Genomic DNA, 18,560 nt, shown 5'->3' on the forward strand with positions numbered 1-18,560 from the left:
CGGCGAAAGCGGCGGCGAGCACGCGAACGGCCGCGCACGTCTCCGCGTCCCCTTCCGGTGCCCGGTCACGACGAAGGCCGCTCCCCGGGCCGCCCGGTGGTGTGGCGCGGCTTGTCACTCGCCCTCCACCGGCGGCGTCATCGCCGCCGCGGCGGCGGCCGCGGTCTCAAGGAGACGGCAGCGCTCGTCCGGCCCGATGTACCGTCCGGCGGCCACGACCGCGTGGATCCGCCGGGTGTTGGTGATGTCGGCCAGCGGGTCGGCGTCCAGGATCAGCAGGTCGGCCAGCCTGCCCGGCTCGACCGTCCCCGAGATCCGCTCGCGCCCGAGGAACCTGGCGGGTTCGAGCGTCGCGGCCTGCAGGGCGCGCATCGTGCTCAGTCCGGAGATGACCAGCAGGTCGAGTTCGTCGTGCAACGCGAAGCCTGGGAACAGGCCCGGGGTGACCGCGTCCGTGCCGGCCAGGACGCGCACGCCCGCCTCGTCCATGGCCGCGACCGCCGCCCGCCGATGGTCGAACAGCCTGCGCCGCTTGGCCACCTCGTCCGAAGTACGCCCGCCGCCGTGGAAGATCTGGTCCCGGATGAACGCCCACATGTCGTCGGTGCCGGGGGCCATGTAGGCGAGCCGCTGGTCGTCCAGTCGGATTCCCTCGGCCAGGTCGATCGCGGCGTGCATGATGAGTGTCGGGCAGTAGGCGACGTCCTCGGCGACGAACCGCTCGAACAGCGCCGTGGCGGATGCCCGGCTGTAGCGGTTGACCGACTCCCATTCCACTTCGTTGACCTGCTTGAACCAGTTCGCGTAGTGGTAACCGGGCTCGGGGGAGATGCGGGCCATCGCGGCCTCCATCCGCTCCACGTCGTCGGCGGTGGCGGGCCACAGGCCGTGGACGTGCTCGAAGGACCGCTGGCCCGCGCCGACCTGCTCGTTGAGCGGGATCAGGTCGGACCGGTGGCCGACCACCGGGATGTCCTGTTTAGCCGCCTCGTTCAGCAGCGCGAAGTAGGGCTCCCTGTCCAGCCGGGAGTACGCCTTGACGAAGTCCGCTCCGCCGTCCTTGGCCTCGCCGACGGCGCGCCGGGCCTCCTGCTCGGTGGTGACGGAGGTGATCGGCGCGTCTTCGAACAGTTCTTCCCACAGGGCGGGGGAGCCGTCCACGATCGGGCTGGCGATGATCGAACGAGGTCCGAGCATCTGGCCCGCCGCCGTCCGCCGCCGCCATTCGTGCAGGTGCGGCTGCCCCCACATCTCGCGTACCGTGGTCACGCCGTTGGCGATGTAGAGGGCGGGAAACTGCCGTTCGTCGTCGCCGCCCTCGCTGTGCACGTGCATGTCGGTCAGCCCCGGCAGCACATAACGCCCGGTGAGATCACGAACTTCGGTCCCCGGCGGGATCACGACCTGGGGCGTGGGCCCCACCGCCACGATGGTGCCACCGGCCAGCAGGACGGTCTGGTCCGGCAGGGACGGGCCGCCGGTGACGTCGATCACGGTGACATGGGTGAGTGCCATGGGTACGTCGGTGACAGTCATGTGTACACCGTATGGATCGGCGCATTCGCAGGCTCGATCACCTGGTGCACTTCTTCAACCGTACTGCTGGCTGGGCACTGACCGGCGGCTCGCCGGGTTGCCCGCGTTCTCGTCCTAACTAGTACAGTTTGGCCGTGGCAGCAGTGCGGGATGATCAACGACCGGCGCAGCGCGTCGTTCTGGAGCTGCGCCGCAGGATCGCCGACGGCGTCCTGCGGCCTGGTGATCGGGTGCCTTCCACCCGGCAGATCGTGCGCGATTTCGGCGTCGCCATGGCGACCGCGAGCCGCGCCCTGACCCTGTTGAGGGAGGAGGGCCTGATCGTCACGCGGCCCGGCTCGGGCAGTGTGGTCCGGGTCCAGGAGACCCGCGCGCCCGCCGCGCCACGGCTGTCGCCCCGCGACCTGACCAGGGCGAAGATCATCGCGGTGGCCATCGCGGTCGCCGATCGCGAGGGGATCGAAGCGGTCTCCATGCGTGGTCTCGCGGGGAGGCTGGGAGTGTCGGCCATGTCCCTCTATCACCATGTCGCCGGTCGTGACGAGCTCGAACTCCTGATGATCAACGCGGTGTTCCGGGCGCAGCCGCTGGCCGCCGTCCTTCCCGAGGGGTGGCGCGCGCAACTGGAGGAGATCTACCGGCTGCAGTGGCGGCTCTACCGCCGTCACCCGTGGCTGGCCGGGCTGCTGTCGCTGACGCGACCGCCGTTCGTCCCTGAGGCCATGATGCACAGCGAGCGGACCTTCGCGGCGCTCGCCCAGCTCGGCCTGTCGCCGGACGAGCGCAAGCGCGCGGCCCTCGCGCTCCCCGCGCTGGTGCGCGGGCTCGCCTTGACAGCGGCGGATGAGGTGCGGGCGGAGCGCGAGACGCGCATGCGCACGACCGACTGGTGGGCGGCCATGGAGAGTGAGGCCAGGATGAAGTTCCGGTCGGGGAGCTTTCCCCATCTCGCGTCCGTGGAGCAGACCGTGCTCGCCGAAGACCTGGAGGTCGTGTTCGAGCATTCGCTCATGCGCTACCTCGACGGGCTGGCGGGGCTCGCCGAGCAGAAATGACCGGGCTCCAGCAGTGAGCCGGCCCGGGGTTCATCCCGTGCGGCTCCGGCGGCGCGGTCGCTCGTGCCATTCCGACCAGTTCCGGCGGCGCGGCGACCCGAGTCGTGGGGTGGTGGCGATGTGCCGGTGGGGTGGTTGCTCTTCGGCCATTGGCACCGGTGAACACGTGTGAAGAACTCCAGGCCACGTTCATGGCCTGGAGTTCTTCTTCGGGACGTTCACCCTCAATCGGCGACCGCGCGCCGAAGAGCCTGGACGACAAGCCGGACGCGGCCGTGTCCCCGCTCGGGGCTCGGTACGTTACTGCTGGGCGGAGCGCTCGGCCTGCCGCTTGACCTCGCGGATCTGCGCGTCGCTGACCCGCAGGTCGCCGAACTCCTTGACCGCCTGGTAATAGGTCCAGGCGAGCCCGTCGCAGGTGGCCTTCGACACTCCCGAGTAGCCGGCGCACACCCGGCGCATGTCGAAGTAGAAAGCGTCGTCTATGCGTGGCTTGTTGGCCGGGAATTGGTTGACGTCCTTGTAATTGCGGTAGCCGAAGTCGTGCCGTCTGCACGACATGCGGAAATCGAAGCCGAGCGGCTGGTCGGGGCTGCTCGAGCAGAGGTCGGTCGACCAGTCGAAGGCGTAGTCGGCCCAGGCCGACTGGTTCTCCCACGCGTTGCGCCATGTGCCGGCGCTCGCGGTGGTGGGCTGGGTGAACGAGGAGAGAGCGGCGAGTTTCTGCTCCAGAGTCACCGCGTGCGCAGGCAGCGCGAATCCGAATAAGGTGAACAGAAGGAGGACGGCAGGGGCGATGACGGTGCTTGATCTTTTGACCATGAAAACCTGCTCCAAATGCCCGGGGATGTGGCAGGGTTCGCCTGATGTCCTTACGATGACGCGCAATTCCGGGAAAAGCCGAAGCAGATCTTGCCTAATTTTCCGGCCAGGCTTCGCGCACCCTTGATCTTTACACCGGGCCGATTCTCTGTCAGCCGTGGAGTCAGCGGGTGGTGCGGCGGGCCAGCAGCAGGCGTGCCGACCAGCCGGCGGCCCACAGCAGGAGCAGGGCCACCAGCGCGCCGCCCAGCATGAGCGTCAGCCCGGCGCCGATGTTGGCCCCGACCGTGCCTGCGGTCACCACCCGCCAGCCGGCTCCCGCGATGGCTCCCGCGACCAGCACCGGGATCAGCGCCGCCCACCACCGGCGGTCGAACCGGCGGCGCCGCGACGCCCGCACCAGCAGCACCGACGTCACGCCCGTCACGAGCAGCGCTCCGGCGCCGATGGCGCGCTCGGCCCAGGGGCCGATGGCGGGCGGGCTGATCACGTGGTCGAGGGCGGTGCCGGGCGGCACGCTCGCGCTCAGATCACCCACCAGCCACCAGACGGTTACCGGAACGGCCAGCGCGCAGCCCGCGGCGGCCGCGAGAAGGCCCCTTCCCGAGGGCGATGCCGTGTCTGCCATAGGACCAGTTCTACGTCATGGAGAGCGGCTTGCGCCCGGCTTCGACGTTCACGCGACCCGGGTCAGATCGTCGAGACGCACCTGCCCGTGCAGCGGCCGGCCGGCGACGAACCGTTCGACCTCGCCGACCGCGTACTCCCCGAGCAGGCGGAGCTCGCTGCCGCGGGCGCCGCTGACGTGCGGGGTCACCCAGACGCCTGGCGCGGCCAGCAGGGCGTGGGCGGGCGGCAGGGGCTCGGGGTCGGTGACGTCGAGAACCGCGTTGAGCCTGCCGGACACGCACTCGGCGGTGAGCGCGTCCGTGTCCACGAGCGTGCCACGGGCGGTGTTGATCAGCGTGGCGCCGTCCGGCAGCAGGCTGAGACGGCGCTTGTCCAGCAGCCGGTACGTCTCGGGAAGGGCGGGCGCGTGCAGAGTGACCAGGCCGGCGCGGCGGCACAGCTCATCGAGCTCGACCAGCTCGCAGCCGAGCTCGCGGGCCTGGTGAGCGTCGAGGTGGGGGTCGTTGAGCAGCAGCGTCCCACCGTACGGCCTGAGCCGCTCGATCACCAGCCGCCCGACGCGTGAGGCGCCGACGACGCCGACGGTGGCGTCGCGGAGCCCGGCACGCTCGCCGGGGTGGGGCAGTCCGGGGCGGAGACCGTCCGGCCAGTGGCCTGTCGCGTAAGCGCGCGCCCGGCGCGGTACCGACTTGGCGGCCAGGACCAGCATCGACATCGTGTAGTCGGCCACCGGGACCGCGTTGGCCGCGGCAGCCGACGACACGACGATCCCCCGCTCGAACACCTCGGGGGCGAGGTGCCCTTTGACGCTGCCCGCGGCATGCGCGATCGCCCGCAGCCGCGGGGCGCGGTCCAGCACCGCCGCGTCGATCCGGGGGCAGCCCCACCCGGTGATCAGCACGTCCACGTCGGAGAGAGTTTCCCGAAGGTCTCGGAGCACGACGTCGGGGAGCTCGACCAGACCGGCCAGCCGCCGCCGCAGGTCGGTGGGGAAGATCTCGTCGAACAGGTTGTGCTGCATCGCGAAGGCGGCTCTCACCGCCCGCTCCCCAGCCGCTTCACCGAGCTCCTGACCACGATGTGGGTGCCGAGCGTGATCGGCGGCTCGGTCAGCGGGTCCTTGCTGGACAGGGCGAGGCGTACGGCGGCCCGGCCCAGCTCGGTGTGCGGCAGGTGGACGGTGGTCAGCCCGATGTCCTCGGCGGGGGGCACGTCGTCGTAGCCGACGATGGAGATGTCGTCGGGAATGCGCAGCCCGTGCTCGCGTATCGCCTGCACGGCGCCGGCGGCGATCACGTCGGTGGCGGCGAAGACCGCGGTGAAGTCGCCGGGCCCGTCGGCGAGCCGCTGCTTCATCGCCGTGTAACCGCTCCGCCGGTCGAAGTCGCACCGCGTCTCAAGCGCCGGGTCATGCTCGATCCCGAGATCGGCGAAGGCCGCGCGGTAACCCGCCACCCGGGTGTCCGACGTGGTGTGGCCGGGACGAAGCCCCAGGTAGAGGATGCGCCGGTGACCGGCGGACAGCAGGTGGGCGGTGATCGCGTGTGCCCCGCCGGTGTTGTCGAAGCCCACGGTGAGCGCCGGCACGCCCTCGCCGAGCGGTGGCCGGCTGCACAACACCAGGCGTGAGCCGGAGGCTGCCAGCGCGTGGGCATAGCGGGTCATGCGCTGCAGGTAGTCGTCGTCCAGGATCACGCTGCCCACCAGGATCACCGCCTCGGCCCGCTGCTCGCGCATCGTCTGGACGAACGCCAGCTCGCGTTCGGGGTCGCCGCCGGTGGTGCAGATGAGCGACAGGCGTCCCTCGGCGGCGGCCTGTTTCTCCACGCCCTGGGCGATGTAGGCGTAGTACGCCGTGTTCACCGAGTTGACGACGATGGCCACGGCACCGGGCGAGGCCACGGACAGCGCCCTGGCCTGGGCGTTCGGCACGTAGTCGAGCTCGCGCACCGCGCGGAGCACTTTGCGCCTGGTGCTCGGTTGCACCGGATAGTCGCCGGCCAGAGCGCGCGAGACGGTCGCCACCGAGACCCCGGCGTGCTTGGCGACGTCGCGGATGGTGACGCGTCTAGCCGGTCCAGACAACGCGCTCCCCCACGGATCCGAGCCGGCTGTAGGCGGGCTCGCGGCCGAGCTGGACCTCGACCCGAGATCCAGCGGAATCATGCCACGAGACCTGATCACCCTGCACCTGAATTTGCGGGGGCGTCGCCGAGAAGTCACGGCCCAGCCGGACCGCCGAGACGAAGACGGCGGTCCGGCCTTCCGGGTGGGCGCCGACGAGGTAGGGCGTGGCCGAGTGGGCGCCGATCGCGTTCTCGTCCTGGCGGAGAGCGGCCTGGGCGGTGCGCCAGCCGTGCAGCCCGACGATCTCGCTGACCAGGTCGCTCCCGGCCTTCGCCGAGGCGGTGAGCCCGGCCAGCGTGACCGCGCACGGTTCGCCGGAGGCGACGGCGTGCCCGCCGTCGCGGACCACGCTGCCCGTCGGGGCGGTGACGCGGTGCACGCGCACCTCCCACGGGCCGTCGAGCACGGAGGCGGTCTCCACGACGGTCTCGCCGTCGACGTAGCGGGAGGCGGCGAAGCTTTCGGCGATCCCGACGCGCTCGATGCGGCGGCGCCGGGTGGGCCGCCCGTCGGGGAGGATCACGGTGATGTGGTTGTCGATGTTCTCGGCCCGGCCGCCGGGGCCGGTCTCCGGCGCTGTGTGGGTGGAGTAGCCGAGCTTGGCGTAGTGGGGGTCGTCCCTGGAGGTGTCGGGGTCGTTGCCGTCGCTGCCGTGGTTGACCAGCCGGGTGACCCCGCCTGTGCGGTGCAGCAGCCAGCCGGGCGCGGGCATGGCCAGGCTGAGGTCGCCGTCGTCGGGCTCTCCGGCCTGCGCCGTCCACACCGGGTGGTCGGGGCCGAGCAGCAGCCCCAGGAACCCCTTGGAGGCCCAGTACGGTGACGCGGGCCCGGAGTATCCCTGGGTCATCGGCAAATAGGGGCGATGCCAGCCGAGGCTGAGCAGGCCGCGCTCGTCGGGCGCGCCGCGGGCCGCGAAGTGGTCGAGCGTGCGGCCCGCCATCAGGCGCGTGGTTCCCGGTTCGATCGGCGACGCGTCGAAGAGTGTGCCGAGCCAGAGCGGCGCCAGGCTCGCCATCCGGTAGGTGAGCGAACGCCCCTGATGCATGGGGGCGCCGTCGGGGGCGAACAGGTGCCGGTAGCCGCCGAGGAAGGTGCGGAGCCGCTCCCGGTAGACCGTGGCGTCGGCGCCCGACATCCTGGTCCACCACAGCGTGTAGAGGTGCATCGCCCAGCCGCAGTAGTAGTCGTAGTTCTGTCCGGCCCCGTCGGTGTACCAGCCGTCACCGACGTACCAGCGCTCGACGTCCGCGAGGTGCCGCTCGATCTCGTCCTTGTCGTACGGCCCCCCGACCCCCGCGAGGAACTGCTCCACGATCACCTTGAACAGCACCCAGTTGCACGCCCAGGCGCGCTTGCCCACGATCCCGCCCAGCCAGGACACCACCCGCTCCTGGACTCCAGGGTCGAGCCGGTCGAACAGCAGCGGCCGGGTCTCGTGCAGCGCGATCGCGATCGAGGCCGCCTCGACGATCGTCTGATGCCCGTCGGCGATGGGCGGCCAGGCGAACTCGTGGCCGGGGTCGGTGCCGTGCGCGAGCCCCTCGGCGTACCGCTCGAGCAGGGCCGCGGGCGCGTTGGCCGGATCGCCCGCGAGGCGGAAGGAAGCGAGCACGAAGGTGCGCGCGAACCCCTCGAGACCGTCGGACGCGGGGCCCGCCCAGCTCGCACGGCCCGGCAGACGGAACTGCGCGAAGCCGGGAGCGGCATACGGCGTCACCGCGTCCAGCAGCCCGTCGGCGACATTCACCCAGTGCTCGCGAGGACGGTCAGCGCGCATGACGACTCCCTAGTAACGGGTTACTTCATTGCCGGGCTGAAGATAAGCATCCACCGCTGGAGCCGTCAAGAGTCAACAAATCATGACATAACGAGATGCTAACAACTCGGTGGCCATTGCGGTGAAACCCCAGCTGAGCTCGGCATTCCACGGGATCGTACCGCAAAGGAGGGGCTTGACGGCCGTGTGCCCGACTCTTAACGTTCAGCGCAACTTGTCGAGTAACCGGTTACTACGCCATCCACCCCTCAGTCCTTTGGAGGCTCGACATGACCGATCGGATCGCCCCCCACTGGCTCAGCCGCCGCGACCTGATGAGGCTCGGCGGCGGCGCCCTCCTCATCACCACGTCGTTGACGGCGTGTTCCAGTGGCGAGCCGCGGGGCGACGCCCCCGCGTCGAAGAGCGCACCCCCGGCCAACCGCCCGCTGGAGTCGCCGATGCTCGCCGAGCGGATCAAGTCAGGAAAGCTGCCGCCGCTGGCCGAGCGGCTCCCCGCAGTGGCCGACCGCCTGGTCGTGGACGGGCCGGAAGGGCTCGGCAACTACGGCGGCACCTACCGCGGCGCCTGCCTCGGCGAGGGCGACGACCCGTGGCTGGAGCGCCTGATCGCCTACGAGCCGATGGTGCGCGTCGATCCCACGATGAAGACCACCATGCCGGGCACGTTCAAGGAGATCACCGCCAACGCCGAGGGCACCGAGTACACGCTGCACATGCGCAAGGGCATGCGCTGGTCCGACGGCGAGCTGTTCACCGCGGACGACGTGATGTTCGCGATCGAGGACGTCTACTTCAACGAGAAGGTCACCCCTGCCGGGGTGCCGTCGCTGCTCCGGACGGAGGGCGGGCGCGCCAAGGCCGAGAAGGTCGACGACCTCACCGTGAAGATCACGTTCCCCGACCCCAAGGGCGACTTCATCGACGAATGCCGCGGCGCCATCTGGTGGTCGGTCAACTTCGGCTTCTTCCCCAAGCACTACCTGAAGGACTTCCACCCGACGTACAACAAGAACCTCGAGAAGGACATCAAGAAGAGAGGGTTCGGGGAGTTCACCCCGTACTGGGAGGACCGGATCAAGTGGTGGAACAACCCTGAACGTCCCACCCTGCACGCGTGGTTGATCACCGACCCGCTCAACACCGGCGACCGGGTGGTGGCCGAACGCAACCCGTACTACTGGAAGGTCGACTCCGGCGGCGCCCAGCTCCCGTACATCGACAAGATGGAGTTCGCGATCATCCAGGAGGCGGAGGTGATGCTGCTCCAGGCCGTGGACGGCAAGCTCGACTTCCACGCCAGGCACATCAACTCCGACGTGAACAAGCCGGTGCTCGCCGAGGGCCGCCAGAAGGGCGGCTACCGCTTCGTCAAGGTCGAGACCACCTCGATGAACCGGCTGATCATCTCGCTGAACCTGTGCCACAAGGACAAGGAGCTGCGGGAGGTCTTCAGGAACAAGGACTTCCGCATCGGCCTGTCCCACGCCATCGACCGCCAGAACATTATCGACACCGCCTACCAACGCCAGGGCGAGCCATGGCAGGCCGCGCCGCACCGCAACTCGGAGTTCTTCGACGAGCAGATGGCCAAGCAGTACACGCAGTACGACGTGAACCTGGCCAACCAGCACCTCGACAAGGCCGGCCTGACCGAGAAGGACGGCGACGGTTTCCGCCTGTTGCCCGGCGGCGAGCGGCTGCGCTTCTCCCTCGACCTGATCACGCTGTTCCCCGAGTGGGCCAACGCCGCCGAACTGGTCCGCCAGAACTGGGCGGCGGTCGGCGTCGAGATGAAGGTGAACCCGATCGAGCGGACCCTGTTCTACGACCGCAAGCTGGCCAAGAACAACGAGCACGACGCGAACGTCTGGGCCGGCGACGGCGGCTACCGCGTGGAGATCCAGGAAGCGCGCTGGTGGTTCCCCAACGGCGAGGAGTCCAACTACGCCACCCCCTGGGGTGTCTTCTACCAGACGGACGGCAAGGACGAGCACGCGCAGAAGCCGCCCGCGGAGACGCTTCGCCAGATGGAGCTGTACGGGCAGATGCAGGCCGAACCGGATCAGGCCAAGCGTAAGGAGATGTTCCGGCAGATCCTCGCGATCGCGAAGGAGCAGTTCTACACCATCGGTCTCGTCCTGCCCACCGACGGCTACGCGGTCGTGAGCAACAAGCTGCACAACGTGCCGGAGAGCTACCCGGACGCGTTCCTGCACCTCGCACCCGGCCCGACCAACCTGCCCACCTGGTACTTCGGAGCCTGATCCATGCTCCGCTACATCGGCAGGCGGATCCTCATCCTCATCCCGACCCTTGCCGCGATCTCCGTCATCACCTTCGTGGTGATCCAGCTGCCCCCGGGCGACTACCTGACCACGCTGACCGCGCAGCGGGCCGCCCAGGGCGACTCCATGCCCACGGGCGAGCTGGCCCGCCTGACCGAGCGCTACGCCCTGGACGAGCCGGTGATCGTGCAGTACTGGCAGTGGATCTCCAGCATCCTCTTCCACGGCGACTTCGGCGAGTCCTTCGACTACGCCCGGCCGGTGTCCGCGCTGCTCTCCGAGCGCCTGCCGCTGACGATCGCGCTGTCCGTGAGCACCCTGATCTTCATCTGGGTGGTGTCGTTCCCCATCGGCGTCTACTCCGCGATCCGGCAGTACTCGGTGGGCGACTACGGCTTCACCTTCCTCGGCTACCTCGGGCTCGCCGTGCCCAACTTCCTGATCGCCCTCCTGCTGATGTGGATCGGCCTGCAGTTCTTCGGCCTGAACGCGGGCGGCATCCTGTCGCCGGAGTACCGCGACGCGCCATGGAGCCCGGCCAAGGTCGGCGACCTGCTGGCCCACCTGTGGATCCCGATCGTCATCTGGGGCACGGCCGGCACCGCGGGCAACATCCGGGTGCTGCGCGCCAACCTGCTGGACGAGCTGCGCAAACCGTACGTGGTGGCGGCGAGGGCGCGGGGCATGCCCGAACGCACGATGACGATCACCTATCCGGTCCGGGTGGCGATGAACCCGTTCTTCTCCACGATCGGCTGGATCCTGCCCGGGCTGATCGCGGCCGACGCCATCACCTCCAAGGTGCTGAACCTCCAGACGACCGGGCCCTTGATGCTGCGCGCGCTGCTCGCCCAGGACATGTACCTCGCCGGGGCGATCCTGCTGATCAGCGCGGTGCTCGTGGTGATCGGCACGTTGGTCTCCGACATCGCGCTGGGCTGGCTGGATCCGCGGGTCCGGCTGAGGTATTAGGAGACGACTTTGCGAAAAGAACAGGACGTCGACGTCGCCTCGCAGTGGAAGCTCGTCTGGTGGGGCTTCAAACGTCACCGGGTCGCGCTGGTCTGCGGGTTCGTCACCCTGGCCATCTACCTGGTGGCGGTCTTCGCGCCGTTCCTGGCCCCTGGCTCGGGTCAGAAGACCAACTCCGACTACACCTACGCCCCGCCGCAGGCGCTGCAGTTCGACCTCGACACCGGGCTGTACGTCCACCCGTACACGTTCAAGCAGGACCCGGAGACGCTGGCCCTGTCGTTCGCGGCTGACGAGAGCAAGAAGGTGCCGGTCGGGTTCTTCGTCAAGGGGGAGCCGTACGAGCTGCTCGGGTTCATCCCGTGGGACCGGCACCTGTTCGGGCCGGAGAACCCCGGCGGACCGCCCATGTACCTGCTGGGCGCCGACTCGGTGGGCCGCGACCTGCTGTCGAGGATCATCAGGGGGACCACGGTCTCGATGTCGATCGGGCTGGTCGGCGTGCTGCTCTCGCTGGTGCTGGGCATCGTGCTCGGCGGCGTGTCCGGATATTTCGGCGGGCGGACGGACACGCTGATCCAGCGGGTCATCGAGGTCATCATGTCGATCCCGACGATCCCGCTGTGGATGGCGTTGTTCGCGGCGGTGCCCGCGTCATGGAGCCAGCTCGAACGGTACTTCGCGCTCACCGTCGTCATCTCGCTGGTCGGCTGGACCGGGTTGGCGCGCGAGGTGCGCGGCAAGTTCTTCGCGGTGCGCGGCGAGGAGTACGTCATGGCCGCCACCGCGGACGGCGCCGGGCGGCTCCGGATCATGTTCCGGCACATGTTGCCCTCCTTCACCAGCCACATCATCGCCAGCCTGTCGTTGTCGATCCCGGCGGTGATCCTCGCCGAGACCGCGCTGTCGTTCATCGGGCTCGGCCTGCAGACCCCGATGATCAGCTGGGGCGTGCTGCTGCAGGAGGCCCAGAACATCAGGGCCGTCTCGACGGCGCCGTGGATGCTGATCCCCGGCATCGCGGTGGTGATCACCGTGCTGGCCATGAACTTCTTCGGCGACGGGCTGCGTGACGCGGCCGACCCGTACAAGCACTAGGAGCGTCCGTGGAAGAACCGCTGCTCACCATCGAGGGGTTGCGCACGCACTTCTTCACCTCAGAAGGCGTGCTGAAGGCCGTGGACGGCGTGGATCTCGCGGTCCCGGCGGGGAAGACCGTCTGCCTGGTCGGGGAGTCCGGCTGCGGCAAGTCCGTCACCGCCCGCTCGATCCTCCAGCTCGTGGACAAGCCCGGCCGGATCGTCGAGGGCTCGATCCGCTGGAAGGGCGGGCTCGACCTGGCCGCGCTCGACCCCACAGGGGAGGAGATCCGGCGGGTCCGCGGAGGCGAGATCGGCATGGTCTTCCAGGAGCCGATGGCCTCACTGTCGCCCATGTACACGGTGGGCGCCCAGCTCTCCCAGGCGCTTCGGCTCCATCGTGACCTCAGCAAGCAGCAGGCCAGGGAGGAGGGTGTCGCGCTGCTGCGCAAGGTCGGCATCCCCAACGCCGAGCAGCGCTTCGACGCCTATCCCTTCCAGCTGTCCGGCGGCATGTGCCAGCGCGTCATGATCGCGATCGCGCTGTGCTGCGACCCGGCGCTGCTGATCGCCGACGAGCCGACCACCGCGCTCGACGTCACCACCCAGGCGCGCATCGTCGACCTGATGGTGGACCTGCGCGCGCAGAACGACATGGCGATGTTGTTCATCACCCACGACCTCGGCGTGGTGGCGGAGGTCGCCGACGAGGTCGCCGTGATGTACCTCGGCAAGGTCGTGGAGCACGGCACCGTCGACGAGATCTTCAACGATCCGCGCCACCCGTACACCCGCGCGCTGCTCCGCTCCATCCCGAAGCTCCGTGGCGGCGCGGCCCGGCGCCGGCTGACCGCGATCCGCGGCATGGTGCCGTCACTGCGTCAGGTGCCGGAGGGGTGCTCGTTCCACAGCCGTTGCGACCACGCGATCGAAGGGGTGTGCGACACCACGGCACCTCCTCCCAAGCGGTACGGCGAGGCGCACCTGGCGTACTGCCATCTCGACGAGGTGCCGGCCGAGCGCCTGGACCGGGCCGTCCAGGTCACCGGGCGGAGCGTGGCCGAGGGGGCCGAGCCGCTGCTCAGAGTCGAAGGGCTGGCCATGCGCTACCCGATCGGCGGCGGGTTGTTCCGCAAACCGGCGGGGTTCGTCCGGGCGGTGGACGGGGTCGACCTGACGATCCTGCCCGGCCAGACGCTCGGTCTGGTGGGGGAGTCCGGATGCGGGAAGACCACGCTCGGCCGCTGCGTCTCCCGCCTGATCGAGCCGACCGCGGGGCGGATCCTGTACCGCGCGGAATCGGGCGACGAGGTCGACCTCGCCACGGTCTCGGGGGCCCGGCTGAAGGCGTACCGGCGGCAGATTCGCATGATTTTTCAGGATCCGTTCTCCTCGCTCAACCCCCGGATGACGCTCCAGCAGATCGTCGGCGAACCGCTCAAGACCAACGGCATCGCCGGCGGCAGCGAGCTCAGGGACCGGGTCGCCGACATGCTCACCCGCGTGGGGCTGCGCCCGGAATACATGCAGCGCTACCCCCACGCGTTCTCCGGCGGCCAGCGCCAGCGCATCAACATCGCGCGCGCCCTGATCACCGGACCCCGGCTGGTGATCGCCGACGAACCCGTCTCCGCGCTGGACGTCTCCGTCCGCGCCCAGATCCTGAACCTGCTCACCGACCTTCAGGAGGAGCTCGGGCTCACCTACCTGTTCATCTCGCACGACCTGTCCGTGGTCGAGCACATCAGCGACCGGGTGACGGTCATGTACCTGGGCAAGGTCGTGGAGGACGCGGACACGGCCGGCCTCTACCGGCGGCCGCGCCATCCGTACACCGAGGCGCTCCTGGACGCCGTGCCGGTGCCCGATCCAGCTCTGCGGCGGGAGCGGCGCACGCCCGACACCGGCGACGACCTGCCCGACCCGGCCGCACCGCCGCCCGGATGCCGGTTCCACACCAGGTGCGCGCACGTCCGCTCCGAATCGTGCCGCACCGCCGTGCCCGAACTGCGGGCGTACGGCGAGAAGCGGCTGGCGGCCTGCCACCACGCCGCCGAGCTCACCCTCGCAGGGGTCGGCTCAACGGCGCGCGAGGTCGGGACCGGCGGTTAGAGCAGGCCGCCGTCACGGAGATCCGTCCGCGTGGGCGCGGGCGCGCCACAGGAGATAGACGAAGTACGGCGTGCCGATCAGCGCCGTGACGAGCCCCGCCGGCACCTGCGCGGGGGCGATGACCGTACGCCCCAGGGTGTCGGCGAGACTCACCAGCAGCGCGCCGAGCAGCGCCGCCACCGGCAGGACCCGGGCGTGGCGGGCGCCCACCATGGCCCGGGCGGCGTGCGGGGCCACCAGGCCGACGAAGGCGACCACGCCGACCGCCGACACCGCCGTGGCGGTGAGCAGCACGGCGCCCGCGAGCGCGGCCAGCCGTACGGGCTCCAGAGGGACGCCCAGGATGCGCGGGCTGTCCTCGTCCAGGGAGAGCAGGTCCAGGTCCCGGCGCAGCCAGGCCAGCAGCGGCACGGCCAGCAGCAGCGCCAGCACGACCGGGACGAGCTGCGCCGGCACGCGCCCGTATGTGGAGCCGGACAGCCAGGTCAGGGCCAGGGCGGTGTTCCACGGATCGGCCTTGACGATGATCAGCACGGTGAGGCTCGTACAGGCGGCCTGCACGGCGATCCCGATGAGGACGAGCCGGTCGGAGCTCAGGCCGCCGCGCCACGCCAGCGCGTAGACCAGGCCGAAGGCGATCAGCGCGCCCAGGCCCGCCGCGCCGGTCATGGCCCAGACGCCGGCCAGCGGGGCCATGGTCAGCAGCGAGATCGCGCCGACGCCGGCCCCGGCCGTGACGCCCAGCACGCCCGGTTCGGCGAGCGGGTTGCGGCACACCGCCTGCACGGCGGTGCCCGCCACGGCCAGCGCCGCCCCCGCGAGCACGGCGGCCAGGACACGCGGGTAACGCTGGTCGAGCACGAAGGTCAGGGCACGGCCGGAACGGCCCTGCAGCCAGTTGAGCACGTCACCGGTCAGCAACCACCGGTCGCCGGCCAGCAGGCCCAGGACCAGCGCCCCGGCCAGGAACGCCGCGAACGTGACGGCCACGGTCAGGAAGGCCGCGCGGGACCGGGTGGCGCCGGTGCGGGCGGCGGGCGGCCGGCGGGTCGGTCCCGCGTCCCGGTAGCGGCGCGCCAGCCAGACCATCGCGCCCGCGCCGAGCAGCGTGGTCATGACGCCGGGCGGCACCTCCACCCCGGCCTGCGCGCCCAGCACGGCACGGAGCGCGATGTCGGAGCCCAGCACGATGAGCACGCCGGCCAGCCCCGACAGGGGGATCAGCGACCTGTTCCTGTGCAGCCCCGGGATCGACCTGGGCAGCAGCCGGACGATCACCGGGGCGCAGAGGCCGACGAACCCGATCGGCCCCGACACGGTCACGGCGGCGGCCGACAGCACGATGGCCAGCAGCGTGAGCCACAACCGCAGGCGCCGCACGTTCACGCCGAGCACCGAGGCGGTGTCGTCGCCGAGGCCGAGGATGTCCAGCCGCGGCCCGGCCAGGAACGCCGCCACCATCGCCACCGCGATCACCGGGCCGAACTGGCCGACCGCGCGCAGGTCGCTCTGCACGAGGGATCCGCTGCCCCAGGCGTACAACCCGGTGGTCTCCTCCTCGAACAGGATCATCACCAGGTTGGTGAGCGAGGTGAGCGCCAGTGCCGTGGCGGAGCCGGCCAGGATCAGCCGGGTCGTGCCGCTGCGCCCGCCCGCCGACATGGCCATCACCAGGGCGGCCGCGGCCAGGCCGCCGAACAGGGCCAGCCCGCCCGACATCGGCAGGGGGAGGGTCAGGCCGAACGCGGCCGCCGCGGCGATGGCGAAGTACGCGCCGGAGCTGACGGCCAGCGTGTCCGGCGAGGCCATCGGGTTGCGGGCCACCGACTGCAGCAGCGAGCCCGCCACGCCCAGCGCGCAACCGACGGTGACGCCGGCCAGCAGCCGGGGCAGCCGCGAGGCCAGCAGGACGCGTGCGGCCTCCTCGCTGCCGCCGAAGGGTTCGCTGGAGAGCAGGGCCAGCAGGTCGAGCGCGCCCACCGACGAGGTTCCCTGCGTCACGTGCACGGCCGCCACCAGGACGGTGGCGGCCACGGCGATCAGGAAGACCCCGGCGGTCCCCAGCCGCCGCAGGGGCGTGGCCGGAGGCGCCGGAGCCAGGACGGGGACGCTCAACCCGCGTACGCCTTCACCAGCGCCTCGGCGTACTGCCGGCACGACAGCGGCCCGCCGAAGGTCCAGATGCCGTCGGGCAGCCTGGTGACCTGCCCCTTGGCCACGAACGGCAGCGACCTCCAGATGGCGTTGCCCGCCAGGCCGTCGGTGAACACGTCCACGCCGTCGGAGGCGTTGTAGAAGAAGCGGATGTCCGGGTCCTTGAGCACGGAGAGGCCCTCGACGTCGGTGGCGCCGAGCCCCCACACCTCGTCGACCTTGCCGGTCCAGGCGTTCTTCAGCCCGAGGCGGATGGCGACCTGGGAGACGAGCGAGCCCTCGCCGAACGGGCGGATCGAGATCGTGCTGCCCTGCTTCCACCCGTCGGCCATGACGAACGGCTTGCCCGCGGCGCCGGCGGCGGCGATCTTCTCCTTGGCGGCGGTCAGCGCCGCGTCGAAGTCGGCCATGAGCTTGTCGGCCTCCGCCGTCCTGCCGACCGCGGTCGCGATCCTGTCGAGGTCGTCGCGCATGCGCTTGAGGTTGTCCTTGGCGTCGCTGCCCTTGAACGCCAGCACCGGGACGAACTTCTCCAACTGGCTCACCAGCGCCGAGTCGCGTTCGGCCTCCATGACGACCAGGTCGGGCTGGAGCGCGCTGATGGAGTCGACGCTGGGCTCCTGCCGGCTGCCGACGTCCTTGACCGAGGCGTCGAGCTTGATGGAGGTGTTCCAGGTGGCGTAGCCCTTCACGTCGGCCACGCCCACGGGCATGACGCCGAGGGAGGCCAGCATCTCGGTCTCGCCCCATTCCAGGCTGACCACCCTGGTCGCCGGGCGGTCGAGGGTGACCTGCTTGCCGCGGTCGTCAGTGACGGTCACGGCGGCGGCGGTCGAGCCGGAGGGAGAGGGGGCCTGCTCGGTGACGGGCGCCTCGGTGGTGCCGCAGGCGCCGAGGGTCACGATCGCGGCGAGCGCCGTCAGCGCGCTGCGCGGTGAGGTCATGGTCGTTCCTGTCATGTCGTGGCGGGGACGTCTCTGGTGTGCCGGCCGATCGGCCGGGTGCTCACCGTCCCCGTCCTGGGGTCGTGGCTGACCTCGATGCGGATGCCGTACGTGTCGCTGAGCAGGCCCTCGGTGAGGACCTGCGCGGGCGGGCCGTCGGCGAGGACCCGGCCCTCCCGCAGGAGCACGACGTGGTCGGCGATCTCGGCGGCCTGGTTGAGGTCGTGCAGCACGACGCCGATCGCCACGCCGTGCTCGTCGGCCAGGTCGCGGACGAGCTCCAGCAGCTCCACCTGGTAGCGCAGGTCGAGAAACGTGGTGGGCTCGTCGAGCAGCAGCACGCCGGTGTCCTGCGCCAGGCAGGTGGCCAGCCATACGCGCTGCAGCTCGCCGCCGGACAACTCGTCGACGGGGCGCTCGGCCATCGCCGCCACGCCGGTCAGCTCCATGGCCCGGCGGACGGCCTCGGAGCCGACGGGGTCGCCGGCTCTCCAGCGCCCCCTGTAGGGGTGGCGGCCGTACCCGACGACGTCGCGGACCTGCACGCCGCCAGGTGTGGGGCGGCTCTGCGCCAGGAGCGTCACCCGACGCGCGAAGTCGCGGGCCGACAGGGCGAGCGCGGAGGCGCCGTCGCCCAGCGTCACGGTGCCGCGGTCGGGACGGTGCAGCCGGGCCAGGGCGCGCAGCAGCGTGGACTTGCCGCTGCCGTTCGGCCCCACCAGCGCGGTGACGTGGCCGGGCCGCAGCGCGATGCGGCCGTCCTCGACCACGGTGGTTCCGTGGTAGCTGAGGCACAGCTCCGCCCCGCGCAGGGAGATCTCCTCGGTCATGAGGATAGGTTAGGCTAACCTTGCTAAATATTCACCATGTCGCACTTGCGGATTTATGAGCTATTCGGCGATCGCCGGGCGGGCCTGCGCAACCACAGGCCGCCCGTGGCGGCGAAGACGACCACCAACCCCGTAGCCACCAGCATCCGTCCGTCCGGCCCCGCCATGCCGCCGCCCCCGGTCGCCACCCCGCCCTCCGGAGTCTCGGTCACGGTCCTGGTCGTGGTGGAGGGC

15 protein-coding genes are annotated in these 18,560 nt (G+C 70.5%); 6 read left to right on the forward strand and 9 right to left on the reverse strand.

The window, feature by feature from the left end:
* Positions 1-114 precede the first annotated feature (114 nt).
* A complete protein-coding gene (locus E1294_RS22180) occupies positions 115-1,536 on the reverse strand; it encodes an amidohydrolase family protein (RefSeq protein WP_246083192.1) in 1,422 nt (473 codons plus the stop codon).
* A 134-nt stretch (positions 1,537-1,670) separates the two neighbouring features.
* Between E1294_RS22180 and E1294_RS22185 the strand changes: the two genes are divergently transcribed.
* Positions 1,671-2,591, forward strand: coding sequence for a TetR/AcrR family transcriptional regulator C-terminal domain-containing protein (locus tag E1294_RS22185; protein ID WP_165977417.1), 921 nt, complete (start codon positions 1,671-1,673; stop codon positions 2,589-2,591).
* A gap of 300 nt (positions 2,592-2,891) precedes the next feature.
* Here the strand turns inward: E1294_RS22185 and E1294_RS22190 are convergent, their stop codons facing one another.
* The 5 genes from E1294_RS22190 to E1294_RS22210 all read right to left on the reverse strand — a co-directional run bounded on the left by E1294_RS22190 (position 2,892) and on the right by E1294_RS22210 (position 7,947).
* Positions 2,892-3,413 carry a phospholipase gene (locus tag E1294_RS22190; protein ID WP_132511050.1) on the reverse strand — a complete coding sequence of 174 codons (522 nt, stop codon included), beginning with the start codon at positions 3,411-3,413 and terminating at the stop codon, positions 2,892-2,894.
* A 163-nt stretch (positions 3,414-3,576) separates the two neighbouring features.
* Positions 3,577-4,041 (reverse strand): hypothetical protein, encoded by a 465-nt coding sequence (locus tag E1294_RS22195; protein WP_132511052.1) that lies wholly within the window; start codon positions 4,039-4,041, stop codon positions 3,577-3,579.
* A gap of 48 nt (positions 4,042-4,089) precedes the next feature.
* Positions 4,090-5,082 (reverse strand): hydroxyacid dehydrogenase, encoded by a 993-nt coding sequence (locus tag E1294_RS22200; protein WP_220447869.1) that lies wholly within the window; start codon positions 5,080-5,082, stop codon positions 4,090-4,092.
* Positions 5,079-6,128 carry a LacI family DNA-binding transcriptional regulator gene (locus tag E1294_RS22205; protein ID WP_220447870.1) on the reverse strand — a complete coding sequence of 350 codons (1,050 nt, stop codon included), beginning with the start codon at positions 6,126-6,128 and terminating at the stop codon, positions 5,079-5,081. Before E1294_RS22205 ends, E1294_RS22200 begins: the two co-directional genes overlap by 4 nt.
* Complete coding sequence (locus tag E1294_RS22210) at positions 6,112-7,947, reverse strand: DUF2264 domain-containing protein (RefSeq protein ID WP_132511056.1); 1,836 nt, start codon at positions 7,945-7,947, stop codon at positions 6,112-6,114. Before E1294_RS22210 ends, E1294_RS22205 begins: the two co-directional genes overlap by 17 nt.
* Positions 7,948-8,216: 269 nt before the next feature.
* On the opposite strand from E1294_RS22210, the gene E1294_RS22215 reads away from it, so the two are divergent.
* The 4 genes from E1294_RS22215 to E1294_RS22230 are packed head-to-tail and all read left to right on the forward strand — an operon-like array spanning position 8,217 to position 14,398.
* Entirely contained in the window at positions 8,217-10,214 is a 1,998-nt protein-coding gene (locus E1294_RS22215; protein ID WP_132511058.1) for an ABC transporter substrate-binding protein, read from the forward strand.
* 3 nt (positions 10,215-10,217) lie between these two features.
* Positions 10,218-11,207 carry an ABC transporter permease gene (locus E1294_RS22220; RefSeq protein WP_132511060.1) on the forward strand — a complete coding sequence of 330 codons (990 nt, stop codon included), beginning with the start codon at positions 10,218-10,220 and terminating at the stop codon, positions 11,205-11,207.
* Between the two features lie 9 nt (positions 11,208-11,216).
* Positions 11,217-12,305, forward strand: a complete 1,089-nt coding sequence (locus E1294_RS22225) for an ABC transporter permease (protein ID WP_132511062.1) — start codon at positions 11,217-11,219, stop codon at positions 12,303-12,305.
* Positions 12,306-12,313: 8 nt separating this feature from the next.
* Entirely contained in the window at positions 12,314-14,398 is a 2,085-nt protein-coding gene (locus tag E1294_RS22230; protein WP_132511064.1) for a dipeptide ABC transporter ATP-binding protein, read from the forward strand.
* A 12-nt stretch (positions 14,399-14,410) separates the two neighbouring features.
* On the opposite strand, the gene E1294_RS22235 is transcribed toward E1294_RS22230, so the two are convergent.
* The 3 genes from E1294_RS22235 to E1294_RS22245 are packed head-to-tail and all read right to left on the reverse strand — an operon-like array spanning position 14,411 to position 18,326.
* On the reverse strand, positions 14,411-16,513 hold the full coding sequence (locus E1294_RS22235) for an iron ABC transporter permease (RefSeq protein WP_132511066.1): 2,103 nt from the start codon (positions 16,511-16,513) through the stop codon (positions 14,411-14,413).
* Positions 16,510-17,496 carry an ABC transporter substrate-binding protein gene (locus tag E1294_RS22240; RefSeq protein WP_220447871.1) on the reverse strand — a complete coding sequence of 329 codons (987 nt, stop codon included), beginning with the start codon at positions 17,494-17,496 and terminating at the stop codon, positions 16,510-16,512. The genes E1294_RS22235 and E1294_RS22240 overlap by 4 nt, the downstream gene beginning before the upstream one ends.
* Positions 17,497-17,507: 11 nt before the next feature.
* Positions 17,508-18,326, reverse strand: a complete 819-nt coding sequence (locus E1294_RS22245) for an ABC transporter ATP-binding protein (protein ID WP_132511070.1) — start codon at positions 18,324-18,326, stop codon at positions 17,508-17,510.
* A 45-nt stretch (positions 18,327-18,371) separates the two neighbouring features.
* Between E1294_RS22245 and E1294_RS22250 the strand changes: the two genes are divergently transcribed.
* Positions 18,372-18,560, forward strand: a 189-nt coding sequence (locus tag E1294_RS22250; RefSeq protein WP_220447872.1) for a hypothetical protein, incomplete at its 3' end; no start/stop codon positions are given.

It is taken from the genome of Nonomuraea diastatica (assembly GCF_004349015.1).
Taxonomy (GTDB): Bacteria; Actinomycetota; Actinomycetes; order Streptosporangiales; family Streptosporangiaceae; genus Nonomuraea; species Nonomuraea diastatica.

Coding starts and splice junctions, on each gene's coding strand:
- E1294_RS22190 (WP_132511050.1), bottom strand. CDS start 3,413: ATGGTCAAAAGATCAAGCACCGTCATCGCCCCTGCCGTCCTCCTTCTG.
- E1294_RS22240 (WP_220447871.1), bottom strand. CDS start 17,496: ATGACCTCACCGCGCAGCGCGCTGACGGCGCTCGCCGCGATCGTGACC.
- E1294_RS22220 (WP_132511060.1), top strand. CDS start 10,218: ATGCTCCGCTACATCGGCAGGCGGATCCTCATCCTCATCCCGACCCTT.
- E1294_RS22210 (WP_132511056.1), bottom strand. CDS start 7,947: ATGCGCGCTGACCGTCCTCGCGAGCACTGGGTGAATGTCGCCGACGGG.
- E1294_RS22215 (WP_132511058.1), top strand. CDS start 8,217: ATGACCGATCGGATCGCCCCCCACTGGCTCAGCCGCCGCGACCTGATG.
- E1294_RS22195 (WP_132511052.1), bottom strand. CDS start 4,041: ATGGCAGACACGGCATCGCCCTCGGGAAGGGGCCTTCTCGCGGCCGCC.
- E1294_RS22245 (WP_132511070.1), bottom strand. CDS start 18,326: ATGACCGAGGAGATCTCCCTGCGCGGGGCGGAGCTGTGCCTCAGCTAC.
- E1294_RS22180 (WP_246083192.1), bottom strand. CDS start 1,536: ATGACTGTCACCGACGTACCCATGGCACTCACCCATGTCACCGTGATC.